This is a genomic window from Bradyrhizobium sp. LB14.3 (genome assembly GCF_040547985.1).
Lineage (GTDB): Bacteria > Pseudomonadota > Alphaproteobacteria > Rhizobiales > Xanthobacteraceae > Bradyrhizobium.
The window spans coordinates 352,090-365,466 of the sequence record NZ_JBEPQT010000002.1 but is presented as its reverse complement, the minus strand read 5'-3'; the positions used below and the strand labels follow the sequence as shown (position 1 = coordinate 365,466).

14 protein-coding genes are annotated in these 13,377 nt (G+C 64.8%); 9 read left to right on the top strand and 5 right to left on the bottom strand.

Annotation, left to right across the window (positions count from 1 at the left end):
- Positions 1-239: 239 nt before the first annotated feature.
- The gene (locus ABIB00_RS05455) at positions 240-1,490 is read right to left on the bottom strand and encodes a cyclopropane fatty acid synthase (protein WP_247346282.1); all 1,251 of its coding nucleotides are present in this window, start codon (positions 1,488-1,490) and stop codon (positions 240-242) included.
- A gap of 279 nt (positions 1,491-1,769) precedes the next feature.
- Between ABIB00_RS05455 and ABIB00_RS05450 the strand changes: the two genes are divergently transcribed.
- Both ABIB00_RS05450 and ABIB00_RS05445 read left to right on the top strand, forming a co-directional pair.
- Positions 1,770-2,747 carry a hypothetical protein gene (locus tag ABIB00_RS05450; protein WP_354103640.1) on the top strand — a complete coding sequence of 326 codons (978 nt, stop codon included), beginning with the start codon at positions 1,770-1,772 and terminating at the stop codon, positions 2,745-2,747.
- Entirely contained in the window at positions 2,719-3,345 is a 627-nt protein-coding gene (locus ABIB00_RS05445) for a TetR/AcrR family transcriptional regulator (protein ID WP_354103639.1), read from the top strand. The genes ABIB00_RS05450 and ABIB00_RS05445 overlap by 29 nt, the downstream gene beginning before the upstream one ends.
- Positions 3,346-3,382: 37 nt before the next feature.
- Here the strand turns inward: ABIB00_RS05445 and rplI are convergent, their stop codons facing one another.
- From rplI to rpsF, 4 genes are all read right to left on the bottom strand, one after another.
- Positions 3,383-3,988: a 50S ribosomal protein L9 gene (gene rplI / locus ABIB00_RS05440; RefSeq protein ID WP_354046926.1), complete on the bottom strand. Its 606-nt coding sequence runs from the start codon at positions 3,986-3,988 to the stop codon at positions 3,383-3,385.
- Positions 3,989-4,037: 49 nt separating this feature from the next.
- Complete coding sequence (locus ABIB00_RS05435) at positions 4,038-5,015, bottom strand: DUF2232 domain-containing protein (protein ID WP_354103638.1); 978 nt, start codon at positions 5,013-5,015, stop codon at positions 4,038-4,040.
- Between the two features lie 129 nt (positions 5,016-5,144).
- Positions 5,145-5,384, bottom strand: a complete 240-nt coding sequence (gene rpsR / locus ABIB00_RS05430) for a 30S ribosomal protein S18 (protein WP_007592020.1) — start codon at positions 5,382-5,384, stop codon at positions 5,145-5,147.
- A gap of 5 nt (positions 5,385-5,389) precedes the next feature.
- A complete protein-coding gene (gene rpsF / locus ABIB00_RS05425) occupies positions 5,390-5,920 on the bottom strand; it encodes a 30S ribosomal protein S6 (protein ID WP_247346293.1) in 531 nt (176 codons plus the stop codon).
- A gap of 344 nt (positions 5,921-6,264) precedes the next feature.
- Between rpsF and ABIB00_RS05420 the strand changes: the two genes are divergently transcribed.
- The 7 genes from ABIB00_RS05420 (at position 6,265) to mltG (ending at position 13,295) form a co-directional block, all read left to right on the top strand.
- Positions 6,265-6,969 (top strand): TetR/AcrR family transcriptional regulator C-terminal domain-containing protein, encoded by a 705-nt coding sequence (locus tag ABIB00_RS05420; RefSeq protein ID WP_354103637.1) that lies wholly within the window; start codon positions 6,265-6,267, stop codon positions 6,967-6,969.
- A 3-nt stretch (positions 6,970-6,972) separates the two neighbouring features.
- A complete protein-coding gene (locus tag ABIB00_RS05415) occupies positions 6,973-7,998 on the top strand; it encodes a fatty acid desaturase family protein (protein ID WP_247346297.1) in 1,026 nt (341 codons plus the stop codon).
- A gap of 172 nt (positions 7,999-8,170) precedes the next feature.
- Positions 8,171-9,130 (top strand): ACP S-malonyltransferase, encoded by a 960-nt coding sequence (gene fabD / locus ABIB00_RS05410; protein WP_247346300.1) that lies wholly within the window; start codon positions 8,171-8,173, stop codon positions 9,128-9,130.
- Between the two features lie 102 nt (positions 9,131-9,232).
- Positions 9,233-9,970 carry a 3-oxoacyl-[acyl-carrier-protein] reductase gene (fabG, locus tag ABIB00_RS05405; RefSeq protein ID WP_247346302.1) on the top strand — a complete coding sequence of 246 codons (738 nt, stop codon included), beginning with the start codon at positions 9,233-9,235 and terminating at the stop codon, positions 9,968-9,970.
- Between the two features lie 311 nt (positions 9,971-10,281).
- Complete coding sequence (locus tag ABIB00_RS05400) at positions 10,282-10,521, top strand: acyl carrier protein (protein ID WP_006020277.1); 240 nt, start codon at positions 10,282-10,284, stop codon at positions 10,519-10,521.
- Positions 10,522-10,629: 108 nt separating this feature from the next.
- Positions 10,630-11,895, top strand: coding sequence for a beta-ketoacyl-ACP synthase II (fabF, locus tag ABIB00_RS05395; RefSeq protein WP_354103636.1), 1,266 nt, complete (start codon positions 10,630-10,632; stop codon positions 11,893-11,895).
- A 125-nt stretch (positions 11,896-12,020) separates the two neighbouring features.
- Complete coding sequence (gene mltG / locus ABIB00_RS05390) at positions 12,021-13,295, top strand: endolytic transglycosylase MltG (protein ID WP_354103635.1); 1,275 nt, start codon at positions 12,021-12,023, stop codon at positions 13,293-13,295.
- Positions 13,296-13,377 lie beyond the last annotated feature (82 nt).

Below are 13,377 nucleotides of genomic sequence, written 5' to 3'. Positions count from 1 at the left end.
GCGATCCGCCACCAGGAACGAGGCAAGCGATGCGGCCAGGACGGCAGCTCCGGAATTGGCGAAGCGAAGCAGGCAGCCGGCTTTGGCTGTCGGGGCTGATCGCGGCCATGGAGCACGCTGAGCGGCCTGAAGTGCGTCGGGAACCGGTCGCCCCCGAAATCCTGAAGGCACTGCGGATACAGTTGGCCTTGACTGCCTCTTTCCGGTCCGCTCCGATTTCGACCCTGCACCACTAGGACTTATTCACCAGCCATCTTCAGCCTCGGCTTGGCGCCGGCTTCGACGGCCAGCAGCCGGGCTTCTTCACGCGCGATGTAGTTGCGTGTCATCGGCACTATGCCCTGACGCCGGGTGAGTTGAATCTGGAAGTTCATCATATCCTGCTTGCGGAACGTCATCTCGCTGGCTGCCAGATAAAATTCCCACATCAGCGCGAAGCGCTCGTCGTACAGCTGTACGGCTTCTTCGCGCCGCGCCATGAAGCGCTCGCGCCATGCTTTCAAGGTTTCGGCGTAATGCAGCCGCAGAATCTCGATGTCGCAGACCAGCAGGCCCGCCCGCTCGATCGCCGGCAGCACCTCCGAAAGAGCGGGGATGTAGCCGCCGGGAAAGATGTATTTGGCGATCCAGGGATTGGTGGAGTCCGGGCCCTGCGAACGGCCGATCGAGTGCAGCAGCATGACGCCGTCTTTGTCCAACAGCTCGGCGCAGCGCCGGAAGTAGGTGTCGTAGAAGCGGGCGCCGACATGCTCCAACATGCCGACTGAGACGATGCGGTCGAACGGGCCGGCGACGTCGCGATAGTCCTGAAGCAGGAATTTGGCCGATCCGGTCAGACCCTTTTCGGCTGCGCGCGCATTGGCGATCTGCAACTGCTCGGTCGACAACGTTATGCCGGTGACGTCAACACCTGCGATCCCGGCGAGATAGAGCCCAAGTCCGCCCCAGCCCGAGCCGATGTCGAGCACGCGCTGGCCGCCCTTGACGAGCAGCTTTGCGGCGATGTGTCGTTTCTTGGCGAGCTGCGCATCGTCGAGGGTGGTCTTCGGCGTCTCGAAATAGGCGCAGCTATATTGCTTGTCGGCGTCGAGGAAGAGCGAATAGAGCCTCGCATCGAGATCGTAGTGGTGTGCGACGTTGCTGCGGGAGCGCGGGCGCGGATTGAACTGCCTCAGGTGCCGCGCTAGGTAGCGAAGGTGCCACCAGGGTTTTGCCCAGTGCGGCAATAGGTCGGGTTGATCGAGCAGGATCGCGAGGGCATCAGCTATGGTGCCGTGCTCGACGACGAACTCGCCGTCCATATAGGCCTCGCCAAGCCCGAGCTCGGGATTGACGAGGATCTTCCGCTCTGCGTCCGCGGTGACGAAGCGGACTGCAACCGGTTCGCCTGAGCCATCGCCGACCGTGAACTTCGAACCCTTTGCCGCGGTCACCGTCATCGACCCGCGGCGGATGAATTGAGACAGGAATTGACGCAACAATCGGTCCATCGATACCCATCCTCTCGAGCGAACCCGAAGAGATGCGACTAAGCCGGCATTCACCCTACGCGCGGCCACCGCAGCGGTTCCTATGCGTTTGCATCTAAATCTAGGGGAAGTGTCCCGTCCCGGCTATTGCGCTGTGTTCACGGCCGATATTCAAAAAGCGCTTAATCACATTCTTGCGCGTGGAGCCTGCTTCCATTCGCGGCTCAATCGGATAAAAGGTGACCCGCCGCCGCGCCCCATGCCGGCTGCACCTCTCGGAATTCAATGGAGATGATGGGAATGTCGAGCCGAGCGCTCAGCCTCGCGACGGTATTGCTTTTGATCGGCTTCGGCGCGACCGATGCCGCTCTCGCGCAGGCGACGAACCTCGAGGCCGGTAAGGCCCCATCCCAGCTGTTCACGCAGACCTGCACTGCATGTCACAAGAGCCCGCGCGGCCTGTTGAAGTCCGTGGCGCCGGGTTCGCTGCCGGGCTTCCTGCGTCAGCATTACACGACCAGCTCCGACATGGCCGGCGTGCTTGCTTCCTACCTCGTCTCCAACGGCGCCACCGACACCCGCTATCAGGCCAAGGACGGCAAGGACAAGAAGGACGGCGCCAAGGACAAGGAAGCCAATACCAATCCCGCGCAGTCCCCTGAACATCAGGGCCGCCGCCAACGTTCGCAGGAGTCCGCCAGGCCGGAAGGCGAGGGTGCCGCTCCCGCGGCCGAGGGCGCACGTCAGAAGCGCGCGGCGCGGCCGGCCGAGGAGGGCGCCAAGGAAGGCGTGAAGCCCGAGGGCCAAGCCGCACCCGAAGGGCGCAAAGGTAAGCGTCGCGGCAAGCCCGCGATCGAGGAAGCGCCGAAGGTCGACGCCGCGTCGCCGGCGGCAGACGACAAGAAGAATGAGCCGAAGGTCGAATCCAAGCCCGAGACTGCGAAGGATGATTCCGGCGAGTCCAAATCTGAAAGCAGCAAGCCGGCCGAGAAGCCGGCCGAGGCCAAGCCCGAGAGCGCCAAGGTTGAGCCGCGCGGCAGCGATACTCCGGCGCTGCGGCCCGATCCAGTGCCGCAGGTGACACCCGCTGCACCGGCCGCCGCGAAGCCCGCCGAGCCAGCTGCGCCCAAGCCGGCGGAAGAGGCTGCTCCCAAGCCTGCCGCGAGCTCCGAACCGCCAGCGAAGTCGCAGGAGCCGGCGCCGCCCGCGACCGCTGCCGCCCCACCCGCGGCGCCAGCCGAATCGTCCGGTGCGCCGACGCCGCCGATTTCGAGATAAGCGACCCATTTTTTCCGATCGACTTGCGAAGGCCGCACGCATCCGCGGTCCTCGCATCGCGCCGCCATGGCAGCTTCTCCACGTCTTCGGCTCGAAGAAGGAGCTGGCCGGTGCACTGTTCCTCGATGTGCTTGGGTACTATCACGCCGCGATACTGGCCGCGCTCGATCCTGTGCCGGACGCCGGGCAGGGGATCGATCGCCTGATCCGGGCGCATCTTGATTGGGTCGTCATCAGCCGCCGCGAGGCGCGCTATCTTTTCGAGATCTCGCGCAGCGAATGGGGCGGGAGCGTTCGCGACGCCCAGCGCGCGCAGAATGCGCGCCTTGCCGAAGGCATCGAGTGCTGGCGCGCACCGCTGGTCACGCGCGGAGAGCTTTTGCCGATGACGCCGGTGATGTTCGTCAGCCAGCTCATCGGTCCGGCGCAGAGTTTTTGCCGCGCCTTCCTGTCGGGACGCGACCGCGCCGATCCGCGCGCCGAGACCGATACGTTGATCGCCTGCGATGGCATCGAGAAGCATACGGCAACGGCGCTCGCCTCGATCGCGATGCTGAGCGAGGACGTCGTCGCGAAAACGAAAAACCCGGCCGCCTGAGGCGACCGGGTTTCGAAAGCCTGCGCGAACGCGAGGCTTACTTTTCGGTCTCTTCCGCAGCCGGCGCCGGCTCGGCCTCGTCCTGCTGGGCTTCCGGATCGAAGAACTCGCCGGCGGCGGCGATCGCTTCGGCGGCAGCATCCCGGTCTTCGTTGCGGGTCGAGATGTCTTCGCCGCGGTTGATGCGCTCGGCCTCGTCCTGGCTGCGCGCCACAGTGACACTGATCTCGACCTCGACCTCGGGGTGGACGGCAACTTTGATGGTGTGCTTGCCGATGGTCTTGATCGGCGCGTCGAGCTGAACCTGCGGGCGGGACAGCGAAACGCCGTCGGCTTCGAACGCCACGACGATGTCGCGCACGTTGACCGAGCCGAACAGTTGGCCGGCTTCCGAAGCCTGACGGATCACGATGATGTTCTTGCCCTGGATCTTCTCGGCGACCTTGGACGCCTCGCCCTTGGACTCAAGGTTGCGAGCCTCGAGGTCGGCCTTCATGCCGTCGTACTTGGCGCGGTTGTCGGCGGTGGCGCGCAGCGCCTTGCCGCGCTTGAGCAGGAAATTGCGGCCATAGCCGTCGCGAACCTTCACGACTTCGCCCATGTGACCGAGCTTGTTGACGCGTTCCAGCAAAATGACTTCCATATTCGTTCTCCTTCGAAGTGTTGAGTGGGTTGGATTTTCGGACTTGAACTTAGGGGACCGGCAGCGGCGGTGGCTGGCGCGTACGCAGGAAGCGTTCGCGGAGGCCGAACACGGCATCCGCAAGGCCGAGGATCACCATCGCGATGACGGGCCATCCGAACACGACGACGACGGCGTAGGTCGAGCCGAGCCAGAAAGTGCGGCTCTTCAGCGCCAGCGTCAGCGTATGCAGCACCGCAAAGCCGGTCAGCGCATATCCCATCATTAGCGCCGCCGTGGCGATCTGCGCCACGATCGCAAGCAGTCCGCCGGTGAAGCAGAAGGCAAGCGCGATGCAGAGCGCCACGAGCGTCATCGGCGGCAGCTCCGCCGTCATCAGGTCCGGCCAGGGGCGCCGCAGCCGGCCCGACGTCGCCGTCACCTTGGTGCTGAGCCAGAGATTGAGGGTCAGCGTCATCATCGCGACGATGGTGGCGCCGGCCGGCGCGATCCGCACCAGCGCGTCGACAAATTGGTCGGTCTCGCCGGAGGTCTGCGGGTCGGCGGCGCGGAGGAGGCGCATCAGGCCACGACGCAGCGTGCCGATGATGGTTTCGGCGTCGGTGCCGAGGGTGAGCAGGGCGGCGATCGTGGTCAGCGTGGCGAAGCCCGCGATCCATAGCAGGATGCGGCCGACCGGATACCACTCGAGCGCAGGTTCGGCCGACGGCTCGGCGGCGGCCCCCGGGGCGACGGGTTCTCGCTGCCGGCTGAGCAGGACGAGGTGGCCGAGCCACCAGGCCGGCAGTGCGACGGTGACGGCGAACGCGATGCCGTAGGGCAGGCCGAACAGGGCGCCGAGGCCAAGCGCGGCGGCGATGCCGCCGAGGGTCGCGCAAAGCGGTCCCCAGCCGATCGTGGCGACCATCAGCGGCAGCGGTGCGAGATAGAACAGGACGAGCGAGATCAGCGCGCCCGAGACGATCGAGGCGAACATCACGGCCGACGCAGCGCCGGCGATCAGGGCTATCAGTCCAAAGGCCATCATCAGCTGTCCCGCTCCCTTCGAGCGGTTAGAGGCATCTCGCCCCAACCATCGGCGACCGGACGACCCGGAAGCCTTATGAGAAACTAGGTAATACGGCCGGCGGCGATGTCACCGCCGGCCGAATTCGTCTTAGCGAATGACGTAGGGCAGCAGGCCCAGGAACCGCGCGCGCTTGATGGCGCGGGCGAGCTCACGCTGCTTCTTCGCGGACACCGCGGTGATGCGGCTCGGCACGATCTTGCCGCGCTCGGAGACGTAACGCATCAGCAGCTTGGAGTCCTTGTAGTCGATCTTCGGAGCATTCGCGCCCGTGAACGGGCAGCTCTTGCGACGACGGAAAAACGGGCGGCGTGCACCAGCTTCAGCCATTGTTCTTACTCCCCATCCGTCGTGGTGGTGGTGGTGGTGGCAGTGGTCGTGGTTTCAGCGTCGTCGCGCGGACGGCGCGGACCGCGGTCACCGCGGAAGCCGCCACCTTCACGATCGCCGCCACGGAAACCACCCTCGCGGTCGCCACGGAAGCCACCGCCTTCGCGATCGCCACGGAAGCCGCCGCCACGGTCGTCACGCTCGCGGTCACGGTCGGCCTTGCGCATCATCGCGGACGGACCTTCCTCGAGCTCCTCGACGCGGACGCTGAGATAGCGGATCACGTCTTCGCTGATGCGCTCCTGGCGCTCGATCTCGGCGATCGCCGCGGACGGCGCGTCGATGTTGAGCAGCACGAAGTGCGCCTTGCGATTCTTGTTCATGCGGTAGGTGAGGGAGCGCACGCCCCAATTCTCGGTCTTGACAACCTTGCCGCCGAGACCCTCGACAATGCCGGTCATCTGCGCGGTCAGTTCTTCGACCTGCTGCGTGCTCGCGTCTTGGCGCGCGAGAAAAACATGCTCATAGAGAGCCATGGAAGTCCTTTCCTCATGTTGGCGCATCGCCCGGCGTCAAGCCCTTAAGAGGCCTTCGGAAAGGACTCTGGGATTAAGCTCAGAAGGCGGAAACACGGGACGACGGGCCGACTGGCCCTGCCACACCAAGATCACGAATGATTTGCTGAGACCGTCCGTTCAGCTCCCGGCCGGGGTCTGCGGATGCGCGCCTTATACGGATTTTGGCTGACTTGGCAAGGTTGAGGGCGGCATTTTCGGCGCGGATGGTCCCGATGCGGGCGGCCTGACCCACCGCAGAGTAACATGCCGGGTTGATTTATTTGTTTGTATGTCATACAAATAAATCAACGGAGCGGACCCCAATGGCAGAAAACTTGTCCCAGGAGCCGTTTGAGGCGGCTGGCGACCCCAAGCACGCCGCCCGCGCTACGCGCTCGGCCGGCCGCAGAATGCGCTCGCTGCTGCTGGATGCCGCGAGCCCGCTGTTTCGGGAGCGGGGGCTATCGGGCACGGCAATCACCGACATCGCAGCCGCCGCGAACGCGTTCCCGAGCCAGATCACTTACTATTTCCGCACCAAAGAGGCGCTGTTCGTCGAATGCGCCTGCCGCGAGCTGCTGTATCTGGCGCGGGCGACCGAGCGGGCGGCGCTGCAGGCGCGCACGCCACGGGACTACACCCGTGCGCTGGCCGAGACCGTGACGGCAAACGATTCGGTGGCCTTCTTCGCCGAGGCGCTGACGCTGACGCGGCGGCGCCAGGATCTCGCACCGCTGGTGGAGCGCACCATCGAGCGCCTGCACAGCGAAGGCGCGCGGGCCTATGCAAGCCAGGTTGAGCGGCACGGCTGGCGCTCCCTGCGCGCGCCCGACGAAAGCTCGCGGCGATTCTGGGCCGTCGCCATCGGCGTCATTCTCGAAGGCTACGCCATGGGCCGTTCGCCCGAGGCTCTGTGCGCCGAGATGCTGCGCGTGCTCGGCGAGCAGGCGAAATGCACGGGCGACACGGCGCGCCTTCGTCTCGTCGACGAGCGGGACGCATCAAGCAATTCGAATGAGGAGGGTTAGGCCATGACCGCGCTTCGCATGCGTGCCCGCGATTTCCTGACCGACGATCAACTCGCCGACGTGCGCCAGCGCGTGACCTGGAAAGGCGTCGCGCTGATCGCGCACGCCTGGGCGCTCATCATAGCCGCAATCGCCTTGGTCGCGTGGTGGCCCAATCCGATCACCTATATCTTCGCCGTCGCCATCATCGGCTCGCGCCAACTCGGGCTCGCGATCCTCATGCATGACGGCGCACATGGCTGCCTGTCCGCCGACGAGAAAGCCAATCTGACCCTGAGCCAGTGGTTCTGCGCCTATCCTCTGTTCGCAGAGACGCGTAGCTACCGGCGCTATCACCTTCAGCATCATGCGCGTACCCAGCAGGAGGATGATCCTGACCTCGTGCTGTCGGCGCCGTTTCCGATCACGAAGCTGAGCTATCGCCGCAAGTTCATTCGCGACATCACCGGACAGACCGGCTTCCAACAGCGCAAGGCGCAACTGCTCAACGCGCTCGGGCCGAAGGACTGGCCGTTGCGGCAGCGCGCAGCGCATTTTTGGGAGAAGCTCGGCCCGCAATGCCTCGTCAATGGCGCGATGTTCGCAGCGCTCACCGTGGCCGGCGTGTGGTGGGCCTATCCGCTGCTATGGCTGGTGCCGCTCGTAAGCTGGATGATGGTCATCACCCGCATCCGCAATATCGCCGAGCACGCGGTCGTGCCTGACAGCAGCGATCCCTTGCGCAACACCCGCACCACCTACGCCAATTTTCTCGAGCGCCTGTTCATCGCGCCGTACTACGTGAACTATCATCTCGAACATCATCTCTTGTTCTACGTGCCCTGCTACAATCTGCCGAAGGTTCATCGCCTGCTGAGCGAAAGCCGGCACGCGGGCCGCATGGAGGTGCAACCGAGTTACGCCGCGGTACTGCGGCTTGCGACCGCGAAGCCGAACCGCGACGACCGGCCGGGTCAACTGGTGAACAGCGCGCGCCGCGCGCAGGCGGGGTCGGAGGTCGACGCCAACCAGACCGCCGGCGGATTCTAGGGACCCGCATCTCCGGTTGAATGCCGGCCGATGCTCCCCCTGGCTTGACATTCCGGCCTCGGACAGTGTCTACGGCCCCCTTTGGGGCATGATCGGGAACCAAGGCTCGGGCCGGACGTAGTCGGCTGCCGGTTCTCGAAGACAACTGCTCGAGCGATCCAGGGGAGCGCCGATGACGGCAGCATTCACATTTCCGGGGCAGGGTTCCCAGGCGGTCGGTATGGGCAAGGCTCTGGCTGACGCCTTTCCGGTGGCACGCGCCGTGTTCGACGAGGTCGATGCCGCGCTGGGAGAGAAGCTGACGGCAATCATCTGGGATGGTCCGGCCGAAACCCTCCAGCTCACCCAAAACGCCCAGCCGGCCCTGATGGCTGTGTCCATCGCCACTCTGCGCGTGCTGGAGGTCGAAGCCGGGTTTTCCGTGGGGCGGGATGCTGCCTTCGTCGCCGGCCATTCCCTCGGTGAATATTCAGCGCTCGCTGCGGCCGGCAGCCTGACGATTTCCGACACCGCGCGGCTGCTTCGCACCCGCGGTCTCGCAATGCAAAAAGCCGTGCCGGTTGGCGCCGGCGCGATGGCCGCTCTGCTTGGCCTCGACTACGAGGCCGCCCTGGAGGTCGCCAAGGAGGCGGCGCAGGGGCAGGTCTGCCAGGCTGCGAACGACAATGGCGGCGGACAAGTGGTCGTCTCCGGAGACAAGGCCGCGGTCGATCGCGCCGTCGAGATCGCCAAAACCAAGGGCGCCAAGCGCGCGATGTTGCTGCCAGTGTCGGCGCCGTTCCATTGCACGCTGATGCAGCCGGCTGCGGAGGCGATGGCGGCGGCGCTGGCCACGGTCACGATCAAGGCGCCGGCGGCGGCGCTGGTGTCGAACGTGCTGGCGAGCGCGATTACCGACCCTGATGAGATCCGACGCCGCCTTGTCGAGCAGGTCACCGGCACCGTGCGCTGGCGCGAGTCGGTTGCCTATATGGCAGGGCAGGGCGTCAACTGTTTCTTCGAGATCGGCGCCGGCAAGGTGCTGACCGGCCTCGTCAAGCGTATTGCTGACGGTGCGGTCGGCGTTGCGGTCAGCGGGCCCAACGACATTGCTGCCGCCAGGGATGCATTGGCCGCTTCGAAGCAGGCCTGAAGCGCGATGATTCCTGGTCGCGCTTGCGTTCTTTAGTTTACGCTCGATCTTTTCGGAAAACCGCTGCGCACTTTTCCGGATCGTGCTTTGGAGGAGTTATCGATGTTCGATCTGACTGGCAAAAAGGCGCTCGTCACCGGCGCAACCGGCGGCATCGGCGGTGCGATCGCACAGGCGCTGCACGCGCAGGGCGCCACCGTCGCGATATCAGGGACGCGCAAGGAAGCGCTGGATGAGCTTGCCGGCAAGCTCGGCGAGCGCACCCATGTGCTGCCCTGCAATCTCTCCAAGGCCGACGAGGTCGAGGCGCTGGTGCCCGCGGCGGAAGCGGCAATGGGACAGGTCGACATCCTCGTCGCCAATGCCGGCATCACCCGCGACAATCTCTTCGTGCAGCTCCGTGACGAGGACTGGGAGGAGGTCATCAACATCAATTTGACCTCGACCTTCCGGCTTGCCCGCGCCGCCACGAAATTGATGATGCGCAAGCGCTTCGGCCGCATCATCGCCATCACCTCGGTGGTCGGCGTCACCGGCAATCCGGGGCAGGGCAATTATACCGCGTCGAAGGCGGGCCTGATCGGCATGATCAAGACGTTGGGTGCGGAATACGCCAAACGCGGCGTCACTGCGAACTGCATTGCGCCCGGCTTCATCAAGACGCCGATGACCGATGCGCTCAACGACAAGCAGCGCGAAACGATTCTGACCAAGGTTCCGGCCAATCGCCTGGGGACGCCAGAGGACATCGCGGCGGCTGCCGTCTACCTGAGTTCGAACGAAGCGGCCTACGTCACCGGCCAAACCATCCACGTCAACGGCGGCATGGCCATGATCTGACGCCTGATGCCGTACCGCCCCCCTCAGGCGGCGCCGGATACGGCAAACGGCCGTTTCCGGAGCGAAATGAGGCTTGTAGTCAAGGCAATTGAAGTATGATAACCGGACCTTCAACGGATGGGCAAAGAACGCCATTGCAGGTTTTTGAAACCCTGTATATTGGCGATGCGGAGCCTTGGCCGTCATTCGCCGGGCCTGCATCGGTTAGGATGGGGCCAAATCAAAGTTTGTAAGCGAAGGCAGTCAACGACCACGACGGCTCGTATCGTCCCGGGGGGTCGGGTCTACAGGGAACAACACGAGGTTATGCAATGAGTGAGATTGGCGAGCGGGTTAAGAAGATCGTGGTCGAACACCTTGGTGTTGAACCCGAGAAGGTTGTCGACGCTGCGAGCTTCATCGACGACCTCGGCGCCGACAGTCTGGACACCGTCGAGCTGGTGATGGCATTCGAAGAAGAATTCGGCTGCGAGATTCCGGACGACGCCGCGGAGACGATTCTCACCGTCGGCGACGCCACGAAGTTTCTCGAGAAGAACGCGAAGAGCTAAGGCTCTTCATTTTCGCGGGGAAAACATTGAAACCGGACGGGCCGCCCAACAGCGGTCAGCCGGTTTCTTGTTATTGGCCGTGAATGTTTCGATGCGGAGTTTTCGGATATGAGGCGGGTTGTCGTCACGGGTCTTGGCATGGTTTCGCCACTCGGCTGCGGTGTCGAGCCGACCTGGAAGCGCATCCTCAACGGCGAAAGCGGCGCACGCAGGATCGAGAGCTTCGATGTCTCCGATCTTCAGACCAAATACGCCTGCACCGTCGTGCGCGGCGACGGGACGAACGACACTTTCGATCCCGATATCTGGATGGAGCCGAAGGACCAGCGCAAGGTCGACGACTTCATCATCTTCGGCATGGCCGCGGCCGGCCAGGCGCTCGACGATGCCAATTGGCATCCCGCGACCGAAGAGGACAAATGCGCGACCGGCACAATGATCGGTTCCGGCATCGGCGGCCTCAACGGCATCGCGGACACCGCGATCCTCCTGAAGGAACGCGGGCCGCGCCGGGTGTCGCCGTTCTTCATTCCGGGCCGCCTGATCAATCTCGCCTCCGGCTATGTCTCGATCAAGCACGGGCTGAAGGGGCCGAACCACTCGGTGGTCACGGCCTGCTCGACCGGTGCACATGCGGTCGGCGATGCCGCCCGCCTGATTGCGCTCGGCGATGCCGACGTCATGGTCGCCGGCGGTGCCGAATCGCCGATCGGCCGCATCGGCATTGCCGGCTTCAACGCCGCGCGTGCGCTCTCCACCGGCTTCAACGAGACGCCCGAGAAGGCCTCGCGTCCCTATGACAAGGACCGCGACGGCTTTGTGATGGGCGAGGGTGCCGGCGTCCTGGTCCTGGAAGAGCTCGAGCACGCCCGGCGCCGCGGCGCGAAGATCTATGCCGAGGTGGTCGGCTACGGTCTCTCCGGCGATGCCTATCATATCACCTCGCCATCGCCCGATGGCGATGGCGGCTTCCGCAGCATGGCGGCAGCGCTCAAGCGCGCCGGCCTCACGCCGTCCGATCTCGATTACATCAACGCGCACGGCACCTCGACACCGCTCGGCGACGAGATCGAGCTCGGTGCGGTGGAGCGCCTGCTCGGCAACGCCGCCTCCAAGGTCGCGATGTCCTCGACCAAATCGTCGACCGGCCATCTTCTCGGTGCAGCCGGCGCGATCGAGGCGATCTTCGCCATTCTCGCGATTCGCGATAATGTCGTGCCGCCGACCATCAATCTGGACAATCCGTCGGTCGAGACTGCGATTGATCTCGTGCCGCATAAGTCGAAGAAGCGCGAGGTCAACGTCGCGTTGTCGAATTCTTTCGGTTTTGGCGGTACCAACGCGTCGGTAATCTTTCGGCGTCCGGTCCACTAGTTTGTGTTTTCGACGAATCCACCGATTTGCCGTATTCGGCGATAGTCATACAAGTGGGCGCGTGTACTTGGCCGGACAAGCGATTGTCAGGCCGCATTTGAACCGGCAGGATTCAGGTTGCTTCGATGAGTGAAAGGCCGCCCATTTCGCCCCGGAGTCCGCGGGCAGCGCTTGAGCCCGAGCAGGTCCCGCCGCCGCCGAAGCGATCGGACCGTGCGCGCAATCCCTTCGTGATCGTCGGCAACGCCATCATCACCCTGCTGCTGATCGCGATGATCGGCGCGGGCGGCGTGTACTATTACGGCCGGCAGGTGCTCGAGGCGCCGGGACCGCTGAAGGACGACAAGATCGTCAACATCCCGCAGCGCGCCGGCAAGCGCGACATCGCCGAGACGTTGAACCGGGAAGGCGTCACCGACGTCAATCCGTGGGTATTCATCGCGAGTGTCGCTGCGCTGAAGGCGAGTTCTGACCTCAAGCCCGGTGAGTATTCGTTCCAGAAAAACGCGTCCTTGCGCGACGTCGTCGCCACCATCGTCGAGGGCAAGGTGGTGCAGCATGCCGTGACGGTACCGGAGGGCCTGACCTCCGAGCAGATCGTGGCGCGGCTGTCCGACAACGACATCTTCACCGGCAGCGTGCGTGAGCTGCCGCGCGAAGGCACGCTGTTGCCCGAGACCTACAAATTCCCGCGCGGGACGCCACGTGATCAGGTGGTCCAGCGCATGCAGCAGGCGCACAAGCGCGTGCTGACCGAGATCTGGGAGCGCCGCAATCAGGACATTCCGGTCAAGAGTCCGGAGCAACTGGTGACGCTGGCCTCGATCGTCGAAAAGGAAACCGGCAAGCCCGACGAGCGCAGCCGCGTCGCCGCGGTGTTCGTCAACCGCCTGAAGCAGCGGATCAAGCTGCAGTCCGATCCCACGATCATCTATGGCCTCGTCGGCGGCAAGGGCACGCTCGGCCGTCCGATCAAGCGCAGCGAGATCACGCAGCCCTCGCCCTACAACACCTATGTGATCGAGGGCCTGCCGCCGGGGCCGATCTCCAATCCCGGCCGGGCCTCGCTCGAGGCCGCCGCCAACCCGGCCCGCACCCGCGACCTCTATTTCGTCGCCGACGGGACCGGCGGCCATGCGTTCACCGAGACTTACGACGCGCATCAGAAGAACGTCGCCAAGCTGCGTGCGATGGAAAAGCAAATCCAGAACGACACGGTCGAGCCGGCCGAGGACGCGCAGCCGCCGGCCGCCGCCGCGCCCGGCGCCGCCGATACGCCGACGGCGACCACGCCGGCCCGCCCCAACCAGCAGAAAAAGCCGCCGGCCGCTCGCCCCGCAGGTCCGGCGCCGGCCCGGCAAGGCGCGGTGCAGCCCTCGCCCCCGGTGGTCCAGCGCTAGGTCTGCGCGCAGACCTGCCCACGGGACTTTGCGCATTCCACTTTCCTGCAAAATAGTCTTAAGATTCGCGTGGCTTGATGGC